Raw genomic sequence first — 23,503 nt, forward strand, 5'->3', positions numbered from 1 at the left:
TCTCCGGTTCCCGCGTCCTCGACGATCACGGTCCCCGCGCTCACGGTACGCGCCGTCCCGTCCCCGGGCAGGCGGAGAGGGCGGCACCCCCCGCACAGGGGTACCGCCCTCTCTTCGCGCACCGGGACCACCGCCGTCGGTGAGGGTCGGGGACCGACGGCGGTCCCGGGGCCGGGACAGGCCCTCAGGGCCTTGCGGGTGTCGTTCGGATCAGATCGGGCTGATCCGAACGACACCTTCTAGCGGTGGTCACTGCCCTTCGACGTCGACGCCGCGCGCCCCGCCTCCAGGCGGGCCACCGGGATCCGGAACGGCGAGCAGGAGACGTAGTCGAGCCCGACCTCGTGGAAGAAGTGGACCGACTCGGGGTCGCCGCCGTGCTCGCCGCAGACGCCGAGCTTCAGCTCGGGGCGCGTCTGCCGGCCCGCCTTGACGGCGGACTCCACGAGGGAGCCGACACCGTCCTTGTCGATCGTCTCGAAGGGGGAGACTCCGAAGATGCCCTTCTCCAGGTAGGCCGTGAAGAAGGAGGCCTCCACGTCGTCCCGGCTGAAGCCCCACACGGTCTGCGTGAGGTCGTTCGTGCCGAAGGAGAAGAACTCGGCCGCCTCGGCGATCTGACCGGCGGTCAGCGCGGCGCGCGGCAGCTCGATCATCGTGCCGATGGCGAGCTTCAGCTCCGTACCGGTCGCCGCCTGCACCTCGGCGATGACCTGGTCGGCCTCCTCGCGGACGATCTCCAGCTCCTGGACGGTGCCGACGAGCGGGATCATGATCTCGGCACGCGGGTCGCCCTTCGCGTTCTTGCGCTCGGCGGCGGCCTCCGCGATCGCCCTGACCTGCATCGTGAACAGACCGGGAATGACCAGGCCGAGGCGCACACCGCGCAGGCCCAGCATCGGGTTCTGCTCGTGCAGGCGGTGCACGGCCTGGAGCAGCCGCAGCTCGTTCTCGTGCGGGTCCTTGCGGGACTCGGCGAGCGCGACGCGCACCGACAGCTCGGTGATGTCGGGAAGGAACTCGTGCAGCGGCGGGTCGAGCAGCCGGACGGTGACGGGCAGGCCGTCCATCGCGGAGAACAGCTCGACGAAGTCCTGCTTCTGGAGCGGGAGCAGCGCCTTGAGGGACTCCTCGCGCTCGGCATCCGTGTCGGCCAGGATCAGCCGCTCGACCAGCTCACGCCGGTCGCCGAGGAACATGTGCTCGGTACGGCACAGGCCGATGCCCTGGGCGCCGAAGCGACGGGCGCGCAGCGCGTCCTCGGCGTTGTCGGCGTTGGCACGGACGCGCAGGCTGCGCTTGCGGTCGGCGAAGGCCATGATCCGGTGCACGGCCTCGACCAGCTCGTCGGCGTCGTCGGCGCCGGCGTGCATCCGGCCCTCGAAGTACTCGACGACCGGGGACGGGACGACGGGGACCTCACCGAGGTACACCTTGCCGCTGGAGCCGTCGATCGAGATGAGGTCGCCCTCCTCGACGACGTGCCCCCCGGGCACGGTCATCCGGCGGCGCTTGGTGTCGACCTCCAGCTCCTCGGCGCCGCAGACACAGGTCTTGCCCATGCCGCGCGCGACGACCGCCGCGTGCGAGGTCTTGCCGCCGCGCGAGGTCAGGATGCCCTCGGCCGCGATCATGCCGTCGAGGTCGTCGGGATTGGTCTCCCGGCGGACCAGGATGACCTTCTCCCCGGAACGCGACCACTTCACGGCGGTGTACGAGTCGAAGACCGCCTTGCCGACCGCCGCACCCGGCGAGGCCGCGATGCCCCGGCCGACCTGCTCGACCTTCGCGTGCTCGTCGAAGCGCGGGAACATCAGCTGGGCGAGCTGGGCGCCGGTGACGCGCTGCAGCGCCTCGGCCTCGTCGATCAGGCCCTGGTCCACCAGCTGCGTGGCGATACGGAAGGCCGCGCCCGCCGTGCGCTTGCCGACGCGGGTCTGGAGCATCCACAGCTGGCCGCGCTCGATGGTGAACTCGATGTCGCAGAGATCCTTGTAGTGGTTCTCCAGGGTCTCCATGATCTGCATCAGCTGGTCGTACGACTTCTTGTCGATCGACTCCAGCTCGGCGAGCGGGACGGTGTTGCGGATGCCCGCGACGACGTCCTCGCCCTGCGCGTTCTGCAGGTAGTCGCCGTACACGCCCTGGTGGCCGCTGGCGGGGTCACGGGTGAAGGCGACGCCCGTGCCGGAGTCCGGGCCCAGGTTGCCGAAGACCATGGAACAGACGTTGACGGCGGTGCCCAGGTCGTGCGGGATGCGCTCCTGGCGGCGGTACAGCTTGGCACGGTCGCCGTTCCACGAGTCGAAGACCGCCTTGATGGCGAGGTCCATCTGCTCGCGCGGGTCCTGCGGGAAGTCGCGGCCGGCCTCGGTCTTGACGATCTTCTTGAACTTGGTGACGAGCTTCTTCAGGTCGGCCGCCTCGAGGTCGGTGTCGACCGTGACCTTCTTGGCGTCCTTCGCGGCGTCCAGCGCCTCCTCGAAGAGCTCACCGTCCACACCGAGGACCGTCTTGCCGAACATCTGGATGAGGCGGCGGTACGAGTCCCACGCGAAGCGGTCGTCGCCGGCCTGCTTGGCGAGGCCCTGGACCGACTTGTCGGAGAGGCCGATGTTCAGGACGGTGTCCATCATGCCCGGCATCGAGAACTTCGCGCCGGAGCGGACGGACACGAGCAGAGGGTCGTCGGCCTGGCCGAGCTTCTTGCCCATCCTCGCCTCGAGGGCTTCGAGGTGTGCACTCACCTCGTCACGCAGTGCCGCGGGCTCCTCGCCGCTGTCGAGGTACGTCTTGCACGCCTCGGTCGTGATCGTGAAACCCGGGGGGACGGGAAGGCCCAGGTTGGTCATCTCGGCGAGGTTCGCACCCTTGCCGCCGAGGAGGTCCTTGAGGTCCTTGTTGCCCTCGGTGAAGTCATAAACGAACTTCACGCCTTCGACGCCGTTCTCGGCTACGTGAAGATCCTTGTTTTCCGACACGCGTCTCGACTCCTCGACGTCGCGGTGGCTGCCCTGACGGCGAGGAACATACCCAGATCGAAGGCGCCTGGGTACGTCCACTTGCGCGTCATGCGCCTGTAACCACTCGTCCGCCAGCAGATCGAAAGTCAAAGCTTGGCAAGCGCCGAGGCCCGGATGTTTTCACTTCTTGAACGCAGGATCCCTCACGACACCCCATGAACGCTCACATGAGCGACCTTCAGCACGCCTGAGTTTAATCGATGAACGATCAAGGGGTGGCACTGAGTGCCACCCCTTAGGGAAGTGCAGCCGCCCAAGATCCGCTCATCTGAGCAGCATCCTTATCAAGGGTGGCGAGAATCACGCCGATGAGGACGTCCGGATTTCACCATGCGGACCGGTTCGCGGACACGACACACGGTGGTCACACGCCGAGCGCGGCCAGCCGCTCCTCGGCCCGCTCCGGCGCGTACAGATGCTCCACCACCAGCGCACCGGCCCCCACCAGCCCCGCCCGCTCACCGAGCCGCGAGGTCACCACGTCCAGATGAGCGGTGGAACGGGGCAGCGCCCGCTGATAGAGGAGCTCACGCACACCCGTGAGGAAGGGAGTTCCGGCCAAATCGCCGGCGATCATCAGAACACCGGGGTTGAGCAGCGTCACCACGGTGGCGAGGACGTCACCGACCTGTCGTCCCGCTTCCCGCGCCAGCGCCATCGCCTCCGGGTGTCCGGCCGCCAGCAGGTCCCGCACATCCGAGCCGGACGCGGCGGGGACCCCCGCCTCGGCGAGCCGGCGTGCCACCGCGCCACCGCTCGCGACGGCGGCCAGGCAGCCGTACGAGCCGCACCTGCACAGCGCGTCGGCGCCCACCCGGATGTGCCCGATGTCGCCCGCGCCTCCGTCGACGCCCCGGTAGATGCTGCCGCCCACGACCATGCCCGCGCCTATCCCGGTGGAGACCTTGACCAGGGCGAACGCCGAGCAGTCCGGATAGCCGGTGCGCTGCTCGCCGTACGCCATGAGATTGGCGTCGTTGTCCACGAGGACGGGGACCGCCGCCCGGCCGGCGCCCGGAGCCGTGCGCGGGCCGGCATGTTCGGCGAAGGCACGGCCCAGACGGCCCCTTGTGTCGTAGCCGTCCCAGCCCGGCATGATCGGCGGCTGCACCACGCGGCCGGTGTCGCTGTCGACCGGACCCGGCACCGCGAGGCCGATGCCGCACACCGAGTCCGCGCGCTGCCCGGCCTCCTCCAGCAGGCCGGCGAACCAGCGTCCCAGTTCGTCCAGGACCGCCTCCGGGCCCTCGTCCACCACCAGAACGCCGGTCCGCTCGGCCAGGATCTCCCCGGTCAGCGTGAGGAGGGCCGCCCGGCCGTGCCGGGTGTCGAGGTCGGCGGCCAGGACGACGGCGTGCTCGTCGTCGAACTCCAGGGTGATGGAGGGGCGGCCCCCGAGGGGCGAGTCGACCGGACCGCCGGCGCCCTCACGCAGCCAGCCCGCGCGGAAGAGCCGGTCGAGCCGCTGGCCGACCGTGGCGCGGGACAGACCGGTGGCCTGCTGGAGCGCACCTCGCGTGGTGGCCCGGCCGCTGCGCACCAGTTCGAGCAGATCTCCGGCGCTCGCCTGGTGTCCGGCCTTCACGGTTCCCTCTGCCCTTCCCGTCATGCGCACCCCCTTGCGTTCCTCAACTCTGCATTACATATTGAGTTTTGCGTGTTAAATAGACGTAACCCTACGGTAGCCACTGCCGAACCGGTCGGCCGGACGTCTTCGGGGAGACCTGAGTGGACCGCACAACCCAGCTCACCGCCCTGCGCACGGGGACCGCCACCCCCCTGCACACCTCCGGCACTCCCGCACACGCCTCAGGCCCGCCGCTCCCGCCCGGCACGGGCGGGAGCTCCCGGTCCGGACCACTTGTGTACGACTCTGCCGGTCCGGCCGGTTCCCTGCACCTCAGGGCCGCGCGCGTCCTCGACGACAACTGGACCGGCACGTCCACGGTGCCTTCGCGCGGCCTGTACCCGCACCAGTGGTCCTGGGACTCCGCGTTCATCGCGATCGGCCTGCGCCACCTGTCGCCGCTGCGCGCCCAGACGGAGTTGGAGACCCTGCTCGGCGCGCAGTGGGCCGACGGGCGCGTCCCGCACATCGTGTTCAACCCCTCCGTCCCGCTGGACGCGTACTTCCCGAGCCCCGACTTCTGGCGCTCCTCGACCGCGGGGCGGGCTGCGGGCGCCCCGCGCACCGTACAGACGTCGGGCATCGTGCAGCCACCGGTGCACGCACTCGCCGTCTGGCTGGTGCACCGCGCGGACCCGGGCCTGTCGTGGGCGCGCGCGTTCCTCCCCCGGATGTATCCCCGTCTCGCGGCCTGGCACCGCTATCTCCTGCACCGCAGGGACCTGGGGGGCGGCGGCCTCGCCTCCGTGGTCCACCCCTGGGAGCAGGGCATGGACAACAGCCCCTGCTGGGACGCCCCGCTCAGGCGGGTCGCCCCGGCGCCGGCCCGCTCCTTCCGCCGCGCCGACCTCGACCACGGGGCCGCCGAGGACCGGCCGACCGATCTCGACTACGGGCGGTACGTGCGGCTGGCCGCCGACTACCGGGACGGCGGATACGCGGACGGGGGCGGCGCGTTCGCCGTCGAGGACCCCGCGTTCAACGCGCTGCTGATCGCCTCCGAGCACGCGCTGGCGTGCGTCGCGCAGGAGCTGGGCGCGGCGGGCACGGCCCGGCACGCCCGCGCCGAACGCCTCACCGCGGCCCTGGTGGAGCGGCTGTGGGACCCGGCGGCGGGCATGTTCTTCTGCCGGGACGTGCACGACGGGGGCGAGAGCGGTGCTCGCGACACGGAGCGGCGGTCCCGGAGCAGGGCTCGCGACACGGAGCGGCGCTCTCCGGGTGGAGCGCTGATCCGCGAGCGCGGTGTCGCCGGGCTGCTGCCGATCGTCCTGCCCGCGCTGCCGCGCGACATCGCCGCCGCCCTGGTCCGCACGGCGAGCGGCCCGCACTTCGGACTCGGCGGCGACACCCGGCTCGTACCGAGCTACGACCTCACGGGGGACGCCTTCGACCCGCACCGGTACTGGCGCGGGCCGGCCTGGTTCAACACCAACTGGCTGCTGGAGCGCGGTCTGCGGCTGCACGGGGAGCACGCGCGGGCGGACGGTCTGCGGGCCGCACTGCTCGACACCGCGGAGGAGTCCGGATTCGCGGAGTACGTGGACCCGTACTCCGGCGAGGCCTGCGGAGCGCTCGGCTTCAGCTGGACTGCCGCGCTGACGCTCGACCTGCTGCACGACCCCTTCGGGGCGGACCGATTCGTGTCCCCGGCGGGCCGCGACGCGTTCGACAGGACACACGGCGCAACACCACACGACACGACGGCACACAGCGCATGCGAGACGGGCGCCAAGGGAGGGGACCGGGGATGACGGACCGGCATCATCTGCTCGTGCACGGTGGGACGTTCGCCGCCGTGGGTGACGGCGGGGACATCAGCGGCGTGCGGAGCGGCAGCTCGCCGGACGGGCTGTTCGTCCGGGACGCCCGGCACCTCAGCCGCTGGCAGCTGACCGTCGACGGCGCGGTGCCCGAGGCGCTCACGCCGGTCGCGGACGGCGACACGGCACGCTGCGTGCTGGTGCCGCGCGGTGGGCGCACTGAGCCGCCCGCCTGCACGCTCTTCCGCGAACAGGCGGTCTCCGAGGGCGCGTTCGTGGAGGCGCTGCGCGTCACCAGCAATCGTCCGACGCCCACCACGGTCCGTATCGCGGTCACCGCGGACGCCGACTTCACCGACCAGTTCGAACTGCGCTCCGACCACCGCACGTACGCGAAGACGGGCGTGGTGCGGCAGCGTCAGGTCCTGGACGACGGCGTGGAGTTCAGCTATCGGCGCGGTGAGTGGCGGTCCTGTACGACGGTCACCTCCGAGCCCGCGCCGGACGGTGTGGAGGAGACGGGCACGGGCGCCCGGCGCCTCGTGTGGACGCTCGAACTCGAACCGCACGGTTCGGCTGAGCTGGCGCTGCGCGTCGCCGCCCGTCCGCACGGCACAGTCGTGGCGCCGCCCGTACCGCTGTCCCCCGCCGCCGCCAGCGAGCAACTGCTCGAACTCGAAGGGGAGTTCGCGAAAGGGGTGCCCTTCCCGACCGGCTGGCCGGAGCTGGCCGCGGCCTGTGCGCGCGGCCTGTCCGACCTGGCCGTGCTCCAGGTCCCGGCGACGGGCCCGGACGGCGAGGAGCTGCGGGTGCCCGCGGCCGGAGTCCCTTGGTTCCTCACCCTGCTGGGCCGGGACGCCCTGCTGACCTCGCTCTTCGCCCTGCCGTACCGTCCCGGGCTCGCCGCCGCCACGCTGCCCGCGCTCGCCGCGACCCAGGCGACGGAGACGGGCGCCGGCGCGGTGGCCCAGCCCGGCAAGATCGTGCACGAGGTGCGGCACGGCGAACTGGCGCACTTCGGGCAGGTGCCGTACGGACGGTACTACGGCTCGGTCGACGCGACTCCGCTGTTCCTGGTGCTGCTCGGCGCGTACACGGAGCAGACCGGCGACATGGCGCCGGCCCGCCGCCTGGAGGCCAACGCCCGCGCGGCGATCGGCTGGATGCTCGACCACGGCGGTCTGACCTCGCGCGGCTATCTCGTCTACCGCGCGGACGGGGGCGGCCTCGCCAACCAGAACTGGAAGGACTCGCCGGGGGCGATCTGCTCGGCCGACGGCAGCCGCCCCACCGGCCCGGTGATGGCGGCGGGCGCCCAGGGGTACGCGTACGACGCCCTGCGCCGGACCGCACAACTGGCGCGCACGGTCTGGGACGACGAGGTCTACGCGGCCCTGCTCGAACAGGCCGCCGCCGATCTGCGCGACCGTTTCCAGCGGGACTTCTGGATGTCCGAGCACGGCTTCCCCGCGCTGGCGCTGGACGGCGACGGCCGGCACGTCGACGCGCTCGCCTCGGACGCGGGCCATCTCCTGTGGTCCGGTCTGCTGGACAAGGAGTTCGGCGAGCTGGTGGGCCGCCGTCTGCTCGAACCGGACTTCTTCTCGGGCTGGGGCGTGCGCACGCTGGCCTCGGGACAGCCCGCGTACCACCCGATGTCGTACCACCGCGGTTCGGTCTGGCCGCACGACAACGCGCTGATCACGCTGGGACTGGCTCGCTACGGCCTGCACGACGAGGCCCGCACGGTCGCGCACGGGCTGGTCGACGCGGCGACCGCCGCCGGGCACCGGCTCCCCGAGGTCCTCGCCGGTTACGGCCGTGACACACACCGCGAGCCGGTGCCGTACCCGCACGCGTGCGTACGGGAGTCGAGGTCGGCGGCGGCTCCGCTGGCGCTGCTCACCGCCGTGGGAGGTGCGTAGCGCGGGGCGGCCTGCCCCGGGCGCACGGACCGGGTCAGCCCCCGGACGTGTCCAGTTCCGCGTCCTCGCTGATCCCCGCGCAGTCGTACGGGTCCTTCAGCCAGCCGTCCGGCAGGACGACCCTGTTGTTGCCGGAGGTGCGGCCGCGGGGACCGTCCGCGCCGGCGGGCCAGGACTGGTCGAGGTCCAGCTCGCCGAGTCCTTCGGAGAGTTCGGCGAGCGACGAGGTGATCGCGAGGCGCTTGCGCATCTCGGAACCGACCGCGAAGCCCTTCAGGTACCAGGCGACGTGCTTGCGGAAGTCGATGACCCCGCGGGCCTCGTCGCCGATCCACTCCCCGAGCAGGGTCGCGTGGCGGACCATGACGTCCGCGACCTCGCGCAGCGTCGGCCGGGCGAACTCCGCGCGCCCCTCGAAGGCGGCCACCAGGTCGCCGAAGAGCCAGGGCCGGCCGAGGCAGCCGCGGCCCACGACGACGCCGTCGCAGCCGGTCTCGCGGACCATCCGGATCGCGTCCTCGGCGGACCAGATGTCGCCGTTGCCGAGGACGGGGATCTCCGGAACGTGCTCCTTGAGGCGGGCGATGGCGTCCCAGTCCGCCGTGCCGCCGTAGTGCTGTGCGGCGGTCCTGCCGTGCAGCGCGATCGCCGTGACGCCTTCCTCGACGGCGATCCGCCCGGCGTCCAGGAAGGTGATGTGGTCGTCGTCGATGCCCTTGCGCATCTTCATGGTGACCGGGAGGTCGCCGGCGCCGGTGACGGCCTCGCGCAGGATCGCCCGCAGCAGGTTCCGCTTGTAGGGAAGGGCGGAGCCGCCGCCCTTGCGGGTCACCTTCGGGACCGGGCAGCCGAAGTTCAGGTCGATGTGGTCGGCGAGGTCCTCCTCCGCGATCATGCGGACGGCCTTGCCGACGGTGGCGGGGTCCACGCCGTACAGCTGGATCGAGCGCGGCTTCTCGGTCGCGTCGAAGTGGATCAGCTGCATGGTCTTCTCGTTGCGCTCGACCAGCGCCCGCGTGGTGATCATCTCGCTGACGAACAGGCCCTTGCCGCCGCTGAACTCGCGGCACAGGGTGCGGAACGGCGCGTTCGTGATCCCGGCCATGGGCGCGAGGACGACGGGCGGCTGCACCGTGTGCGGGCCGATCGACAGAGGGGACGCGGGGGCGAGGGTGGGCGTGGACATTCCCCCATTGTCGCGTACGCCGGCGGATGCTCGTACGGGGATCCGGTCTCGCCCCGCGGCCAAGATCGTGTATCAGTCATTAGTTAGACGCACTATCGAAAACGGCGTACGCTGGACGGATGCCCGAGCTCAGCCACCGCCACCGGATGCTGGTGCTCGCGATCTGCTGCATGAGCCTGCTGATCGTGAGCCTGGACAACACGGTCCTGAACGTCGCCCTCCCCTCGATGCAGCGGGAACTGCACGCCGACGTCGCGGGCCTGCAGTGGACCATCGACGCCTACACCCTGGTCCTCGCCTCGCTGCTGATGCTCGCGGGCTCGACCGCCGACCGCATCGGCCGCCGCAAGGTCTTCACCGCGGGCTTGGTGATCTTCACTCTCGGTTCGGTCCTGTGCTCCCTCGCCCCGAACCTCGAATCCCTCGTCGTCTTCCGCATGGTGCAGGCGGTCGGCGGTTCGATGCTCAACCCGGTGGCGATGTCGATCATCACCAACACCTTCACCGACCCACGCGAGCGCGCCCGCGCGATCGGCGCGTGGGGCGGTGTCGTCGGCATCTCCATGGCCGCCGGCCCCCTGGTCGGCGGCCTCCTCGTCGACTCGGTCGGCTGGCGCTCGATCTTCTGGATCAACCTCCCGGTCGGCCTCGCGGCGCTGCTGCTCACCCTGCACTTCGTCCCCGAGTCCCGCGCCCCCAAGGCCCGCCGCCCCGACCCGGTCGGACAGCTGCTGGTCATCGCGCTGCTCGGTTCACTGACGTACGCGATCATCGAGGCGCCCAGCTCCGGCGCCCCGAAGACCCTCGCCTTCGGCGCGATCGCCGTCGCCGCGCTGCTCGGCCTCCTGTGGTACGAGCCGCGACGGGCCGAACCCCTCATCGATCTGCGCTTCTTCCGCTCCGCACCGTTCAGCGGGGCCACGGTCATAGCCGTCAGCGCGTTCGCCGCGCTCAGCGGCTTCCTCTTCCTGTCGACGCTCTACCTGCAGAACGTGCGCGGCCTGGACGCGTTGCACGCCGGTCTGTGGATGCTGCCCATGGCCGCCCTGTGCTTCGTCTGCGCTCCCCTGTCGGGACGGGTGGTCGGCAGCCGGGGACCGCGCCTGCCGCTGCTGATCGCCGGCGTGGCGATGTCGGCGAGCGGCGTCCTGTTCGCGGCCTTCGAAGCCGAGACGTCGAACGTCACGCTCGTCGTCGGCTACGTCCTGTTCGGGCTCGGCTTCGGTTTCGTCAACGCGCCCATCACCAACACAGCCGTCTCCGGCATGCCCCGCTCCCAGGCGGGCGTCGCCGCCGCCGTCGCCTCGACCAGCCGCCAGATCGGCGGCACCCTCGGGGTCGCCGTGGTCGGCGCCCTGCTGGCGTCGGGGGTGCAGGGTGCGGCCTACCGGGACGTCTTCGTGTCGGCCGCCCGGCCCGGCTGGTGGATCATCGCCGCGTGCGGCCTCGCGGTCCTCGTCCTCGGCGCGCTGACCAGCGGACGCTGGGCCCGCAGGACGGCCGAGGACACGGCCGCGCGGCTGGTGTCGGAGGAGCCCCCGGAGGTACGGGACCCGGCCGGCGTACGCGCCTAAGGGGCTTCGTTCGGATCGGCTCGGATCAGGCCGCGGCGTCCGGTGGCTCTCGCTGGCTCCTCGCGGCAGCGCGGCTGCCCGGTGACCACGCGCTCGACGACGAGGTCGAACCGGCCTGCGACGGCCGCGCCGATCATAGGCCGGGCACCTCCCTGACCTGGCCGGTGCGCAGTGTCGGGGACCGCGACCGGTCGGCGCGGGCCGGCCGTCACGCGGGCCGGCCGTCCCGCTCCGGATTCCCGTCCGCCAGCGCCAGGGCGTACAGCCGCTCCAGCCGCTCACGGCTCTCCTCGTCCGTCGGGACGTACGTCACCATGCGGGCCCCCAGGTCGGGGGCGAGCCACAGGTCGGTGTGGTCGACGGTGACCAGCCCCACGTACGGGTTGAGGAACTGCTTGGTCCTGCTGCGGGCGCCGCCCACCACCTCGTACCGCTCCCAGTGCTCACGGAACTCCGCCGACTCGGCCGTCAGCCGCTTGACCAGCATCTTCCAGGCGGGTTCGCCGAGGTGTCCGGCCATCGAGCCGCGCAGCTTCGCGGCCATCATGCGCATCGCGTCGTCGAGCTGCACGATCGACCTGCGCCACTCGGCGTTCGTGTAGACGAGGACCATGCAGTTGCGGTCCTCGGGCCGCACCGCGTCGAGGTCGCTCATCAGCAGGCGGGCGTACGTCCTGTTGTACGCGAGGATGTCGTACCGGCTGTTCTGGATGCAGGCGGGGACCGGCTCCAGCTGGGTCAGCATGTGCCGCAGAGCCGGGGTGATCGCCGGGCACTGCGCGGCGGGCGAGGGGTCGACGGCGCCCGCCAGCTGGAAGAGGTGGGCACGCTCGCTCGCGTCCAGCAACAGGGTGCGGGCCAGCGCGTCGAGGACCTGCTCGGAGACCTGGATGTCCCTCGCCTGTTCGAGCCACGTGTACCAGGTGACGCCCACGGCGGAGAGCTGCGCGACCTCCTCGCGGCGCAGTCCCGGGGTGCGTCGGCGTCGGCCGCGGGGCAGTCCGACCTGCTCGGGCGGGATGCGTTCGCGCCGGCTGCGGAGGAAGCCGGCGAGTTCGTGACGCCTGATCTCGCTGCCGCGGGATGCGGCGGCGGAGGGCCGGTCCGCGGCGGGGGCGGCCGGTCCCGGCTGCGGGGCTGCGGACGGGGGGCGGCCCCGTCCGGCCGGGGCGGGAGCCGGCGCGTCGGCCGGGGTGCGGGCCGGTGTCCCGGCCTGCGCGGCCGGGGCCGGGTGTGCTGCCCGCCGGGCCGGGGTCGTGGTCGTCTCCCGCGCCATCGTCGTCATGCCTCCAGCCTGAGCCTCACCGGAACCTGTTTCCAGGTACTGCTTCTACCAGGATAAGAACACTCTGGTACCAGCTTGAGGCGGGGAGAAGGCTGGGGGACGTGACCGATACCGCAACTCTCACGACCCCGACCGGCTCCCGAGTCGCCCCACCCGTGCTCGGCGGCGTCGGGCTCTTCACCGTGCTGCTCGGTGCGGCACTGCCCCTCATCGACTTCTTCATCGTCAACGTCGCCCTGCCGACCATCGGCCGTGACCTGAACGCGGGCGAGGCCGTCCTCGAACTCGTCGTCGCCGGCTACGGAGTCGCCTACGCCGTCCTGCTCGTCCTGGGCGGACGCCTCGGCGACCTCTTCGGCCGGCGGCAGTTCTTCCTCGGCGGCATGGCCGCCTTCGGCCTGACGTCCCTGGCGTGCGGGCTCGCGCCCTCCGCCTGGACGCTGGTCGCGGCACGCGTCGCGCAGGGCGCGGCGTCCGCGGCGATGCTGCCGCAGGTCCTCGCGACCATCCAGTCGGCGACCAGCGGGCCGCGCCGCGCCAAGGCGATGAGCCTGTACGGCGCCACGGCCGGACTCTCCATGGTCGCCGGGCAGGTCCTCGGCGGCGTCCTGGTCGCCGCCGACATCGCGGGCACGGGCTGGCGCTCGGTGTTCCTCGTGAACGTGCCCGTCGTGATCGTGGGCCTGGTCCTCGCCGCACGCGCCGTACCGGAGACCCGCTCGCAGCGCCCGGAGCCGGTCGACGCCCCCGGCACGATCCTGCTCGCGGTGTCCCTGCTCGCCCTGCTCGCTCCGCTGACCGAGGGCCGGGCTGCGGGCTGGCCGCTGTGGACCTGGCTGTCGCTGGCCCTGTTCCCGCTCGCGGCGGCGACGTTCTATCTGGTCGAACGCCGCAAGGACCGAAGCGGCCGTACGCCGCTGGTTCCGCCGAGCCTGTTCGCGCTGACCTCGCTGCGCCGCGGCCTGGTGATGATCGTGCCGTTCTCGATCGGCTTCAGCGGCTTCATGTTCGTGATCGCGGTGGCGCTTCAGCGCGGTGCGGGTCTAGGTCCGGTGCCCGCGGGGCTCGCCCTGGCGCCCATGGCCGTCGTCTTCCTCGCCGTCTCCCTGTGCGGGCCCCGGCTGGTCGCCCGCCACGGCACCCGTGTCGTCACCGTCGGCGGTCTCGTCCAGGCCGTGGGCGTGACGCTGCTGGCGCTGGCCGCCTGGCGGTCCTGGCCGGACCTCGGCGTGCGGGAGCTGCTGCCCGGCGCGGCGGTGGCCGGCGCCGGCCAGGCCCTCCAGCTGCCGGTGATCTTCCGGATCATCCTCTCCGAGGTGCCGCCCGCCCGGGCCGGCGTCGGCAGCGGCGTCATGATCACCACCCAGCAGTCGGCCCTCGCCCTGGGTGTCGCCACCCTGGGCTCCCTCTTCCTGGCCCTGGTCCCCTCCCACGGCATGCGGGACGCCCTGGTGACCACGCTCCTGGTCCAACTCGCGGGTGTGGTCCTGACCACAGCACTGAGCCTCCGCCTGCCGCGCACGATCAGCTGACCCCGAAGATGTTCAACTCGCCGCCGAAGAAACCCCGTTGATCTTCTCCGTGCTGCACACTCCTAAGCGCACGAGCGGAGCGCTGTCATTGGAGGGCGTCATGCTTCAGATCAACACGAGCAAGGTGAGCCGCTGGGACCAGCACGGCCGGGAGCATGTCGTCCATGTGCAACGTGCCGGCGTGCAGCGGACGATCAGATGCGACACGTGCGGATGGCGCAAGGGTGCGCAGTTCCTGCCGTGGCTGAAGGCGGAGGAACATCTCGCCGAGGCGCATCAGGCGACGGTGGATCCGGCCGACGCGTGAGGGGGACGCGGGGCCGGGCGCCCGGCGGGTCAGGCGCGCAGGCCGCGCAGGACCAGGGCGACGACCGCCTCGAAGTCCGCCTCGATGCCCGGCTGTTCCCATTCGCGGGCGTAGCAGGGGTCGTGGAAGCGGCCCGTGGCGTCGAAGGCGGCGCGGGCCGAGACGGCGGGGTCGGCGGCGTCGAACACGCCACGCGCGGCGCCGTCGCGGACGATCTCGGTGAGCTGGCCGGTGAGGTCGGCGATGTGCCCCTCGACGACCGCGCTGTTCTCTCCGATCAGCACGGTGTAGGTGGCGAAGAGCTGGGGGTCGTCGCCCGCCTTCTTGCGCTTGGCCGCGAACAGACCGGTGAACCAGTCGCGCAGCCGCGACGCGGGGTCGCGGTCCTCGGCGACGATGCCGGCGAGGGCCTCGGACGTGCGGTCCAGCCAGCGCTGGGTGACCGCTTCCCGCAGCGCCGCCTTCGTACGGAAATGGCGGTAGACGCTGCCGTGGCTGACGCCGAGCGCGCGGGCCACGTCCACCACGGTGGCCTTGGCCGGGCCGTGGCGGCGCAGCACCTCCTCGGTGGCTGCGAGGATGCGCTCGGCGGTCAGGGTCTCGGAGGTCGGTGCCATGACGAAGACCGTACCTGCCGGTGCCGTCAGCGTTCGCTGTCGAGGTGTGCCATCTGGGCCTCCGGGTAGCGGGCGCCCGCGGCCGCGCCCGCCGGCACCGCTTCCTCGATCGCGGCCAGGTCGTCCGGGCCGAGCGTGACGTCGAGGGCGCCCAGCGCCTCCGTGAGACGGTCGCGGCTGCGCGCGCCGACGAGCGGGACGATGTCCTCGCCGCGCGACAGCACCCAGGCGATCGCGATCTGCGCGACGCTGACGCCCTTCTGTTCGGCGATCTTCCGCAGGGCTTCGACGAGCGTGAGGTTGTGCCTCAGGTTGTCGCCCTGGAAGCGGGGGCTCATGGCCCGGAAGTCGTTCGCGGTGAGCTGCCGGTCGGCCGTGAAGTGGCCGGAGATCAGCCCGCGGGACAGCACGCCGTACGCGGTGATGCCGATGCCCAGTTCCCGGACGGCCGGGAGGATCTCCCGCTCGATGCCGCGGGAGATGAGCGAGTACTCGATCTGGACGTCGGCGACGGGCGCGGTCGCGGCGGCCCGGCGGACGGTGTCGGCGCCGACCTCGCTCAGGCCGATGTGCCGGACGTGCCCGGCCTGGACCAGTTCGGCGATGGCGCCGACCGTCTCCTCGATCGGCACGTCGGGGTCGACCCGCGCGATCCGGTACACGTCGATGTGGTCCACGCCCAGCCGCTGGAGCGAGTACGCGGCGAAGTTCTTCACGGCGGCGGGGCGGCCGTCGTAGCCCGTCCAGCCGCCGTCCGGGTCACGCAGCGCACCGAACTTGACGCTGGTCAGGGCCTGTTCGCGCAGGGCGGGAGGGGCGGAGCGGAGCGCTTCGCCGATCAGCATCTCGTTGTGGCCCATGGCGTAGAAGTCGCCGGTGTCGAGCAGGGTCACGCCCGCTTCGAGCGCGGCGTGGACCGTCGCGAGGGACTCGGCCCGGTCGGTGTCGCCGTACAGCGCGGACATGCCCATGCAGCCGAGGCCGAGGGCGGAGACCCGGGGGCCGGTGGTGCCGAGAGTGCGGGTGCGCATGAGGACTCCTTGTGTCCCGAGGGGGTGGTAACGTCCCCAGCCTGACATGACAGATGACAGATTTCAATATCTGTCATCTGTCATTTGCCAGCCCGCGTCCACCCCTCTGGTCCAGACCTATTGACGAAAGGTCTGGACCGCGAGCACTGTCATGCCTACGACATTTCTTGCCAGCTCTACGGACACCTCGCCGTACCCCCACCCGGGAGGCCCGCATGATCCGCCGGAAACTCCGTCTGCTGGGCGCCGCGCTCGCGGCGGCCTGTCTCGCACAGCTCATGACCATCGGCGGCGCGCCCAGCGCGTCCGCCGCCGACACCTGCGCCGTGAAGTCCCGCCCCACCGGGAAGGTCCTCCAGGGGTACTGGGAGAACTGGGACGGTTCGTCCAACGGCGTCCACCCGCCCTTCGGCTGGACCCCGATCACCGACTCCCGTATCGCCGCGCACGGCTACAACGTGATCAACGCCGCGTTCCCCGTCATCCGCTCGGACGGCACGGCGCTGTGGGAGGACGGCATGGACGCGGGCGTGAAGGTCGCGACGCCGGCGGAGATGTGCGCGGCCAAGGCGTCCGGGCAGACGATCCTGCTGTCGATCGGCGGCGCCGCCGCGGGCATCGACCTCAGCTCGTCCACGGTCGCCGACCGCTTCGTCGACACGATCGTGCCGATCCTGAAGAAGTACAACTTCGACGGCATCGACATCGACATCGAGACCGGGCTCGTCGGCAGCGGCAGCATCGGGCAGGCGTCCGCGTCGCAGGCCAACCTGATCCGGATCATCGACGGGGTGCTGTCCCGGATGCCGTCGAACTTCGGCCTGACCATGGCGCCGGAGACCGCCTACGTCACGGGCGGCAGCATCGCGTACGGGTCGATCTGGGGCGCGTACCTGCCGATCGTGAAGAAGTACGCGGACAACGGACGCCTGTGGTGGCTCAACATGCAGTACTACAACGGCAGCATGTACGGCTGCTCCGGCGACTCGTACTCCGCGGGCACCGTGCAGGGCTTCACCGCCCAGACCGACTGCCTGAACAAGGGGCTGGTCGTCCAGGGCACCACGATCAGGGTGCCGTACGACAAGCAGGTCCCGGGCCTGCCCGCCCAGTCGGGCGCGGGCGGCGGCTACATGTCGCCGAGCCTGGTGTCCCAGGCGTGGTGGCACTACGGCACGTCCCTCAAGGGCCTGATGACCTGGTCCGTCAACTGGGACGGCTCGAAGAACTGGACGTTCGGCGACAACGTCAAGGCGCTCGAGGGTCGTTGAGCGACAGGAGCCCCCGGTTCCGCGTGGAACCGGGGGCTCGTGTGCGCCGGGCCGGGCGTGCGGCCCGGCGGCGATCAGGCGCGGGGCGCGGTCAGCAGCCGATCAGACGCGCGGCGAGGTAGCCCTCGATCTGGTCGAGGGAGACACGCTCCTGCTTCATGGAGTCGCGCTCGCGGACGGTGACGGCGTTGTCGTCGAGGGTGTCGAAGTCGACGGTGACGCAGAACGGCGTGCCGATCTCGTCCTGGCGACGGTAGCGGCGGCCGATGGCGCCGGCGTCGTCGAACTCGATGTTCCAGTGCTGGCGCAGCGCGGCCGCCAGGCCCTTGGCCTTCGGCGACAGCTCGGGGTTGCGGGAGAGCGGCAGCACGGCGACCTTGACCGGCGACAGGCGCGGGTCGAGGCGGAGCACGGTGCGCTTCTCCATCTTGCCCTTGGCGTTCGGGGCCTCGTCCTCGACGTAGGCGTCGAGGAGGAAGGCGAGCATGGCGCGGCCGACACCGGCGGCGGGCTCGATGACGTACGGGGTCCAGCGCTCGCCGGCTTCCTGGTCGAAGTACGACAGGTCCTGGCCGGAGGCCTTGGAGTGGGCGGAGAGGTCGTAGTCCGTACGGTTGGCGACGCCCTCCAGCTCACCCCACTCGTTGCCGCCGAACTGGAAGCGGTACTCGATGTCCGCGGTGCGCTTGGAGTAGTGGGAGAGCTTCTCCTGCGGGTGGTCGTACCACCGCATGTTCTCCTCGCGCAGACCGAGGCCGGTGTACCAGTTCCAGCGCTCCTGCATCCAGTACTCCTGCCACTTCTCGTCCTCGCCCGGCTTGACGAAGAACTCCATCTCCATCTGCTCGAACTCGCGGGTGCGGAAGATGAAGTTGCCGGGCGTGATCTCGTTGCGGAAGGACTTGCCCATCTGCGCGATGCCGAACGGCGGCTTGCGGCGCGAGGTGGTCTGCACCTGGGAGAAGTTGGTGAAGATGCCCTGCGCGGTCTCGGGGCGCAGGTAGGCGACGGAGCCGCTGTCCTGCGTGGGGCCGAGGTGGGTGGACAGCAGGCCCGAGAACTGCTTGGGCTCGGTGAACTGGCCCTTGTTGCCGCAGTTGGGGCAGTTGATGTCCGCGAGACCGTTCTCCGGCGGGCGGTTGTGCTTCGCCTCGTAGGCCTCCTCCAGGTGGTCCGCGCGGAAGCGCTTGTGGCAGGAGGTGCACTCGGTGAGCGGGTCCGTGAAGGTGGCGACGTGACCCGACGCGACCCAGACCTCGGTGGCCAGGATCACCGACGAGTCGATACCGACGACGTCCTCACGGGAGGTGACCATGTAGCGCCACCACTGGCGCTTGATGTTCTCCTTGAGCTCGACGCCCAGCGGGCCGTAGTCCCAGGCGGCGCGCTGGCCGCCGTAGATCTCACTACAGGGGAAAACGAAGCCACGGCGCTTGCTCAGGCTGACGATGGTGTCGATCTTGTCGGCGGCCACGGTGCTCTCTTCATTACGAACGGAGATGGATGGGGGCGGCGCGGAGCGCCTCGGTGAGGGGTGGAGATCGGGAGACGGGCGGACGAATGCTTCAGGTTACCGGCGGGGCCCACCCCTGTATCAAATCGGTTCGCGGTCCCGGTCGCTTCCTGCCGCTTGCTGCTACTTGATCCGCTCACCGGGACTTCCGGAACCGCTCTCTCCAGGGTCCCCCGGGGGCCCGTCGGAGCGCTTGTTGACAACCGTTTCCAATTTTGTTGAAAATGACTGTCATGAACGTACAGCGACGCCTCATATCCGGGACCGCCGTGGCCGCCGCCACCGTCCTCGGTCTCGGCACCCTCTCCGCCTGCTCCGGCTCGGCCTCCGCCGACGGCAAGGGCGCGGGGAAGCTCGACGTGGTGGCGTCGTTCTACCCGATGCAGTACCTCGCCGAGCAGATCGGCGGGACGCACGTGAACGTCACGACGCTGACCCAGCCCGGCCAGGAGCCGCACGACCTGGAGATCAGCGCGCGGCAGACCGCGCAGCTCCAGGAGGCGGACGCCGTCCTCTACCTGAAGAACCTCCAGCCGGCCGTCGACGACGCCGTGGCGCAGTCCGAGGTCAAGACCAAGATCGACGCCGCGTCGCTGACCTCCCTGGAGAAGCACGGCAACGAGGTCGGCGGGCACGCGGCGGCCCACGACCACAGCGAGGGCGAGGAGAGCGGCGGCAGCGACCCGCACATCTGGCTCGACCCGGTGAAGTACGCCGAGGCGGCCAAGGGCGTCGGCTCGGCCTTCGTGAAGGCCGACCCCGAGCACGCGGCGGACTACCAGAAGAACACCGAGGCGCTGGTGAAGAAGCTGGACACGCTGAACACCCGCTTCACGGACGGCCTGAAGAACACCAGGACCAAGGTCTTCATCACCACGCACGCCGCCTTCGGCTACCTCGCCGAGCGCTACGGCCTCACCGAGGAGGCCATCAACGGCCTGGACCCGGAGTCGGAGCCCAGCGCGAACCGGGTGAAGGGGCTGGAGGAGATGGCCCGCGCCGACGGCGTCACCACCGTGTTCTACGAAACCCTCGTGAACGACAAGACGGCCCGGACGATCGCCGGCGACGCCCACCTGAAGACGGACGTCCTCGACCCGATCGAGGGCATCACCGACAAGTCCAGGGGCGACGACTACGTGCAGGTCATGGAGTCGAACCTGAAGGCGCTCCAGACGGCCCTGGGCGCCGAGTGACCGCCATGGAGGAAGCCTTGAGCGAGCCCGTCATATCCCTGCGCGGGGTGACCGCCCGGCTGGGTTCGCGCCCGGTCCTGCGCGGCATCGACCTGGCCGTGCACCGCGGCGAGATCGTCGCGCTGCTCGGCGCCAACGGTTCCGGCAAGTCGACCGCCGTGCGCAGCATCATCGGACAGGTCGGCGTCAACGGCGGCGACATCGAGATCTTCGGCACCCCGCAAAGCCGCTTCCGGGACTGGAAACGCGTCGGGTACGTGCCGCAGCGCACCACCGCTGCCGGCGGCGTGCCCGCGACGGTCGCCGAGATCGTGGCGTCCGGCCGGCTGTCGCGCGCCCGCTTCGGCGTGCTGCGCAAGGCCGACCACACGGCCGTACGACGCGCCCTGGAGCTCGTCGGCATGGCCGACCGCGCCAAGGACCCCGTCGACGCGCTCTCCGGCGGCCAGCACCAGCGCGTGCTGATCGCCCGCGCGCTGGCGTCCGAACCCGAGCTGCTGATCATGGACGAGCCGATGGCGGGCGTCGACCTCGCCAGCCAGGAGGTGCTGGCCGCGACCTTGCGCGAGCAGGTCGCCCAGGGCGTCTCCGTCCTCCTCGTCCTGCACGAACTGGGCCCGCTGGAGCCGCTGATCGACCGTGCGGTCGTGCTGCGCGACGGCTGCGTCCTGCACGACGGCCCGCCCCCGCGGGCGGTCGGCCAGCACGCGCTGCCCGGCCACGACCACGTACATCCGCACGCGGCTCACGACGCCGAACCGATCCGGACGGGACTGCTGAGCTGATGGAGATCCTCGACTACGCCTTCATGCAGCGGGCCCTGCTCGCCGCCGTCCTGGTGGGGATCACCGCGCCCGCCGTCGGCATCTACCTCGTGCAGCGCCGCCAGGCCCTGATGGGCGACGGCATCGGGCATGTCGCGATGACCGGAGTGGGCCTCGGCTTCCTCCTGTCGACCTCGCCGGTGTGGATGGCGACGGCCGTCTCGGTCCTCGGTGCCGTCCTGATGGAACTGATCCGCTGGTACGGCAGGACGCGCGGCGACATCGCCCTCGCGATGCTGTTCTACGGCGGCATGGCGGGCGGCGTGATGTTCATCAACCTCGCGCCGGGCGGCTCGAACGCCAACCTCACCTCGTACCTCTTCGGCTCGCTGTCCACCGTCTCGGAGTCCGACGTGACGGCGATCTGCCTGCTCGCCGCGTTCGTCGTGCTCGTCACCCTGGGGCTGCGCCGTCAGCTGTTCGCGGTCAGCCAGGACGAGGAGTTCGCGCGGGTGACCGGCCTGCCGGTGCGCGCCCTGAACCTGCTGACCGCGGTCACGGCCGCGGTCACCGTGACGGTCGCCATGCGGGTGGTCGGGCTGCTCCTGGTGAGCGCGCTGATGGTGGTCCCGGTGGCCGCCGCCCAGCAGCTCAGCCGCAGCTTCGCGGCCACCTTCGCCATCGCCGTGGCGATCGGGGTGAGCGTGACCATCGGCGGCACCGTGACGTCGTACTACCAGGACGTGCCGCCCGGCGCGACCATCGTGCTGCTGACGATCGGCGCGTTCATCGCGCTGACGGCGCTGGCGACTCCGCTGGCCCGCCGACGGGCCCGCGCGGCAGCGGCGGCGCAGGCCGCGGGCGACCCCGCGGAGTGTGCGATTCCGGCCACGGGGGGTGAGCGGACGGACGTCGGCGTCTGACCGGGCAGGGCCCGGACTGGCACAATGGCCGGGCAAGGGCAGACGTGAGGAGGCAACGGTGACAACCGCTGGATCGCCCGTTCGGGGCCGTTCCACCCGGCAGCGTGCCGCCGTGGCGGCGGCTCTCGACGAGGTCGACGAGTTCCGCAGCGCTCAGGAGCTCCACGACATGCTCAAGCACAAGGGTGACTCGGTCGGGCTCACCACCGTCTACCGCACCCTTCAGTCCCTCGCCGACGCGGGCGAGGTCGATGTCCTGCGCACCAACGAAGGCGAGTCCGTCTACCGCCGCTGCTCCTCGGGCGAGCACCACCACCACCTGGTGTGCCGTGTGTGCGGCAAGGCGGTCGAGGTCGAGGGCCCGGCCGTCGAGAAGTGGGCGGAGTCGATCGCGACGGAGCACGGCTACGTGAACGTCGCGCACACCGTGGAGATCTTCGGCACGTGCGCGGACTGCGCGCAGTGCCCGTCGCCCGAGGGCTGAGGCCGCCCGCCTGCGGCCGGCGGCCCTGACACGGGAGCCGGACACGCTTCGGACGGGATTCGCGCAGGCTCCCGGCCGTGGTCGGAGGGTGGGCCGGTTCAGACGCGGGTGAGGTTGCGGTCGAGGATCGAGCGCAACCTCTCGACGTCCAGGGGGCTGCCGGCCCCGCGCTTCGGCAGCAGGATCGAGGCGGGCGCCCTGGGCCCGGAACCCAGCAGGACGAAGGAGCGGCGCGTCTCCGCGTAGCGGGCCATCCGCGACCAGCCGGTCAGCCGGCTGCCTTCCTCGTGCGTGACCCGCACCCCCCACGCGTCCACGACGGCCCGGTACTCGCCCCGGGCGGCGGCGCGCCGCTGGACGAGCCGGGCCTGCCACCACGGCAGCACCCCGAGGCCCAGCACGGCCGCACCGAGCATCACGGCCACCCTGGGATCGGCGGAGGCGCCGAGCGCCATCGGCAGCGCGCCGACGAGCACCCCGAGGACGCCGGAGGCGAGCAGGAGGCGCCGGCCCCAGCGCCCGGCGGCCGAGGCGTTCTCCGCGACGCGCAGCGCCTCACGGAACTCCCCGGCCGTGGCCCGGTACACCAGCTCGACGCGCTCCCCCTCGTCCATCCGCGTCAGACGCCCTCGGCGTCGGGCCGCCCCTTCATGGCCGCCTCCATCGCGACGAGCTGCTCGTTCGGGACGGCGCCGCCGAAGCGGCGGTCGCGCGAGGCGTATTCGACGCAGGCACGCCACAGGTCACGCCGGTCGAAGTCGGGCCACAGCACGTCCTGGAAGACCATCTCGGCGTACGCGCTCTGCCAGAGAAGGTAGTTGGAGGTGCGCTGCTCGCCACTGGGCCGCAGGAACAGGTCCACGTCCGGCATGTCCGGGTAGTAGAGGTACTTCGCGAACGTCTTCTCGGTGACCTTCGACGGGTCGAGCCGCCCGGCCCGCACGTCCTCCGCCATGGCCTGCGCCGCGTCGGCGATCTCGGCACGGCCGCCGTAGTTCATGCAGAAGTACAGCGTGAGCCGGTCGTTGTCCTTCGTCTGCTCCTGGGAGATCTGGAGCTCCTTGGCGACGGACTTCCACAGCTTGGGCATCCGGCCCACCCAGCGCACCCGGATGCCGAGGTCGTCGAGCTGGTCGCGGGTCTTGCGGATGAAGTCGCGGTTGAAGTTCATCAGGAAGCGCACCTCGTCCGGCGAGCGCTTCCAGTTCTCCGTGGAGAAGGCGTACAGCGAGATCGCCCCGACGCCCATCTCGATCGCGCCCTGGAGCACGTCCACCACCCGCTCGGCGCCCACCTTGTGCCCCTCGGTGCGCGGCAGCCCGCGCTCCTTGGCCCAGCGGCCGTTCCCGTCCATGACGATCGCCACATGGCCCGGGACCAGTTCACCGGGAAGCTTCGGCGCGCGGGCGCCTGACGGGTGTGGTTCGGGCGACTGGTACTCGCGGCGCTGGCGTCCCAGGATCCCGCGTACGGCCATGTGCT

19 protein-coding genes are annotated in these 23,503 nt (G+C 71.3%); 10 read left to right on the forward strand and 9 right to left on the reverse strand.

All coding sequences use genetic code 11. The annotated features are described in order from the left end of the window. Positions 1-239: 239 nt before the first annotated feature. Together ppdK and H305_RS0135090 are read right to left on the reverse strand one after the other, a co-directional pair. On the reverse strand, positions 240-2,981 hold the full coding sequence (gene ppdK, locus H305_RS0135085; protein ID WP_028804563.1) for a pyruvate, phosphate dikinase: 2,742 nt from the start codon (positions 2,979-2,981) through the stop codon (positions 240-242). Positions 2,982-3,387: 406 nt separating this feature from the next. Continuing rightward, positions 3,388-4,632 (reverse strand): ROK family transcriptional regulator, encoded by a 1,245-nt coding sequence (locus H305_RS0135090; protein ID WP_028804564.1) that lies wholly within the window; start codon positions 4,630-4,632, stop codon positions 3,388-3,390. A gap of 119 nt (positions 4,633-4,751) precedes the next feature. On the opposite strand from H305_RS0135090, the gene H305_RS47945 reads away from it, so the two are divergent. Together H305_RS47945 and H305_RS0135100 are read left to right on the forward strand one after the other, a co-directional pair. Continuing rightward, the gene (locus tag H305_RS47945) at positions 4,752-6,404 is read left to right on the forward strand and encodes an MGH1-like glycoside hydrolase domain-containing protein (RefSeq protein ID WP_420708182.1); all 1,653 of its coding nucleotides are present in this window, start codon (positions 4,752-4,754) and stop codon (positions 6,402-6,404) included. Beyond that, entirely contained in the window at positions 6,401-8,338 is a 1,938-nt protein-coding gene (locus H305_RS0135100) for a glycogen debranching N-terminal domain-containing protein (protein ID WP_028804565.1), read from the forward strand. Before H305_RS47945 ends, H305_RS0135100 begins: the two co-directional genes overlap by 4 nt. Positions 8,339-8,372: 34 nt before the next feature. On the opposite strand, the gene dusB is transcribed toward H305_RS0135100, so the two are convergent. Beyond that, positions 8,373-9,524 carry a tRNA dihydrouridine synthase DusB gene (dusB, locus tag H305_RS0135105; RefSeq protein ID WP_028804566.1) on the reverse strand — a complete coding sequence of 384 codons (1,152 nt, stop codon included), beginning with the start codon at positions 9,522-9,524 and terminating at the stop codon, positions 8,373-8,375. 119 nt (positions 9,525-9,643) lie between these two features. Here dusB and H305_RS0135110 point away from each other — a divergent pair, with 119 nt between their 5' ends. Beyond that, positions 9,644-11,098, forward strand: coding sequence for an MFS transporter (locus H305_RS0135110; RefSeq protein WP_028804567.1), 1,455 nt, complete (start codon positions 9,644-9,646; stop codon positions 11,096-11,098). Between the two features lie 208 nt (positions 11,099-11,306). On the opposite strand, the gene H305_RS47950 is transcribed toward H305_RS0135110, so the two are convergent. Beyond that, entirely contained in the window at positions 11,307-12,383 is a 1,077-nt protein-coding gene (locus tag H305_RS47950; RefSeq protein ID WP_078629405.1) for a helix-turn-helix transcriptional regulator, read from the reverse strand. 101 nt (positions 12,384-12,484) lie between these two features. Here H305_RS47950 and H305_RS0135125 point away from each other — a divergent pair, with 101 nt between their 5' ends. Then, positions 12,485-13,915, forward strand: a complete 1,431-nt coding sequence (locus tag H305_RS0135125; protein ID WP_028804568.1) for an MFS transporter — start codon at positions 12,485-12,487, stop codon at positions 13,913-13,915. A gap of 100 nt (positions 13,916-14,015) precedes the next feature. Further along, positions 14,016-14,222: a hypothetical protein gene (locus tag H305_RS0135130; RefSeq protein WP_028804569.1), complete on the forward strand. Its 207-nt coding sequence runs from the start codon at positions 14,016-14,018 to the stop codon at positions 14,220-14,222. 29 nt (positions 14,223-14,251) lie between these two features. Here H305_RS0135130 and H305_RS0135135 read toward each other — a convergent pair whose 3' ends face one another. Continuing rightward, positions 14,252-14,839: a TetR family transcriptional regulator gene (locus H305_RS0135135; protein WP_028804570.1), complete on the reverse strand. Its 588-nt coding sequence runs from the start codon at positions 14,837-14,839 to the stop codon at positions 14,252-14,254. A gap of 26 nt (positions 14,840-14,865) precedes the next feature. Next, positions 14,866-15,870: an aldo/keto reductase gene (locus H305_RS0135140; RefSeq protein ID WP_028804571.1), complete on the reverse strand. Its 1,005-nt coding sequence runs from the start codon at positions 15,868-15,870 to the stop codon at positions 14,866-14,868. Positions 15,871-16,085: 215 nt separating this feature from the next. Here H305_RS0135140 and H305_RS0135145 point away from each other — a divergent pair, with 215 nt between their 5' ends. Continuing rightward, entirely contained in the window at positions 16,086-17,141 is a 1,056-nt protein-coding gene (locus H305_RS0135145) for a chitinase (RefSeq protein ID WP_028804572.1), read from the forward strand. Between the two features lie 91 nt (positions 17,142-17,232). Here H305_RS0135145 and H305_RS0135150 read toward each other — a convergent pair whose 3' ends face one another. After that, a complete protein-coding gene (locus H305_RS0135150) occupies positions 17,233-18,615 on the reverse strand; it encodes a glycine--tRNA ligase (protein ID WP_028804573.1) in 1,383 nt (460 codons plus the stop codon). Positions 18,616-18,887: 272 nt separating this feature from the next. On the opposite strand from H305_RS0135150, the gene H305_RS0135155 reads away from it, so the two are divergent. The 4 genes from H305_RS0135155 to H305_RS0135170 are packed head-to-tail and all read left to right on the forward strand — an operon-like array spanning position 18,888 to position 22,021. Continuing rightward, the gene (locus tag H305_RS0135155) at positions 18,888-19,850 is read left to right on the forward strand and encodes a metal ABC transporter substrate-binding protein (RefSeq protein ID WP_028804574.1); all 963 of its coding nucleotides are present in this window, start codon (positions 18,888-18,890) and stop codon (positions 19,848-19,850) included. 5 nt (positions 19,851-19,855) lie between these two features. After that, positions 19,856-20,635, forward strand: coding sequence for a metal ABC transporter ATP-binding protein (locus H305_RS0135160; RefSeq protein ID WP_037766359.1), 780 nt, complete (start codon positions 19,856-19,858; stop codon positions 20,633-20,635). After that, positions 20,635-21,537, forward strand: coding sequence for a metal ABC transporter permease (locus tag H305_RS0135165; RefSeq protein ID WP_028804576.1), 903 nt, complete (start codon positions 20,635-20,637; stop codon positions 21,535-21,537). The genes H305_RS0135160 and H305_RS0135165 overlap by 1 nt, the downstream gene beginning before the upstream one ends. Before the next feature lie 58 nt (positions 21,538-21,595). Next, entirely contained in the window at positions 21,596-22,021 is a 426-nt protein-coding gene (locus H305_RS0135170) for a Fur family transcriptional regulator (protein ID WP_028804577.1), read from the forward strand. A gap of 98 nt (positions 22,022-22,119) precedes the next feature. On the opposite strand, the gene H305_RS0135175 is transcribed toward H305_RS0135170, so the two are convergent. Both H305_RS0135175 and H305_RS0135180 read right to left on the reverse strand, forming a co-directional pair. Continuing rightward, positions 22,120-22,635 carry a YcxB family protein gene (locus H305_RS0135175; RefSeq protein WP_028804578.1) on the reverse strand — a complete coding sequence of 172 codons (516 nt, stop codon included), beginning with the start codon at positions 22,633-22,635 and terminating at the stop codon, positions 22,120-22,122. Between the two features lie 5 nt (positions 22,636-22,640). Continuing rightward, the gene (locus tag H305_RS0135180; protein WP_028804579.1) at positions 22,641-23,498 is read right to left on the reverse strand and encodes an isoprenyl transferase; all 858 of its coding nucleotides are present in this window, start codon (positions 23,496-23,498) and stop codon (positions 22,641-22,643) included. Between the last annotated feature and the right edge of the window lie 5 nt (positions 23,499-23,503).

Source organism: Streptomyces sp. 142MFCol3.1 (assembly GCF_000424945.1).
Lineage (GTDB): Bacteria > Actinomycetota > Actinomycetes > Streptomycetales > Streptomycetaceae > Streptomyces > Streptomyces siamensis.

Excerpts from the sequence above, each read along its gene's own strand:
- H305_RS0135145 (WP_028804572.1), top strand. The coding sequence starts at position 16,086 with ATGATCCGCCGGAAACTCCGTCTGCTGGGCGCCGCGCTCGCGGCGGCC.
- H305_RS0135110 (WP_028804567.1), top strand. The coding sequence starts at position 9,644 with ATGCCCGAGCTCAGCCACCGCCACCGGATGCTGGTGCTCGCGATCTGC.
- H305_RS0135160 (WP_037766359.1), top strand. The coding sequence starts at position 19,856 with ATGGAGGAAGCCTTGAGCGAGCCCGTCATATCCCTGCGCGGGGTGACC.
- H305_RS0135155 (WP_028804574.1), top strand. The coding sequence starts at position 18,888 with ATGAACGTACAGCGACGCCTCATATCCGGGACCGCCGTGGCCGCCGCC.
- H305_RS0135180 (WP_028804579.1), bottom strand. The coding sequence starts at position 23,498 with ATGGCCGTACGCGGGATCCTGGGACGCCAGCGCCGCGAGTACCAGTCG.
- H305_RS0135175 (WP_028804578.1), bottom strand. The coding sequence starts at position 22,635 with ATGGACGAGGGGGAGCGCGTCGAGCTGGTGTACCGGGCCACGGCCGGG.
- H305_RS47950 (WP_078629405.1), bottom strand. The coding sequence starts at position 12,383 with ATGACGACGATGGCGCGGGAGACGACCACGACCCCGGCCCGGCGGGCA.
- H305_RS0135140 (WP_028804571.1), bottom strand. The coding sequence starts at position 15,870 with ATGCGCACCCGCACTCTCGGCACCACCGGCCCCCGGGTCTCCGCCCTC.
- H305_RS0135135 (WP_028804570.1), bottom strand. The coding sequence starts at position 14,839 with ATGGCACCGACCTCCGAGACCCTGACCGCCGAGCGCATCCTCGCAGCC.
- H305_RS0135165 (WP_028804576.1), top strand. The coding sequence starts at position 20,635 with ATGGAGATCCTCGACTACGCCTTCATGCAGCGGGCCCTGCTCGCCGCC.
- H305_RS0135130 (WP_028804569.1), top strand. The coding sequence starts at position 14,016 with ATGCTTCAGATCAACACGAGCAAGGTGAGCCGCTGGGACCAGCACGGC.
- dusB (WP_028804566.1), bottom strand. The coding sequence starts at position 9,524 with ATGTCCACGCCCACCCTCGCCCCCGCGTCCCCTCTGTCGATCGGCCCG.
- H305_RS0135100 (WP_028804565.1), top strand. The coding sequence starts at position 6,401 with ATGACGGACCGGCATCATCTGCTCGTGCACGGTGGGACGTTCGCCGCC.
- H305_RS0135090 (WP_028804564.1), bottom strand. The coding sequence starts at position 4,632 with ATGACGGGAAGGGCAGAGGGAACCGTGAAGGCCGGACACCAGGCGAGC.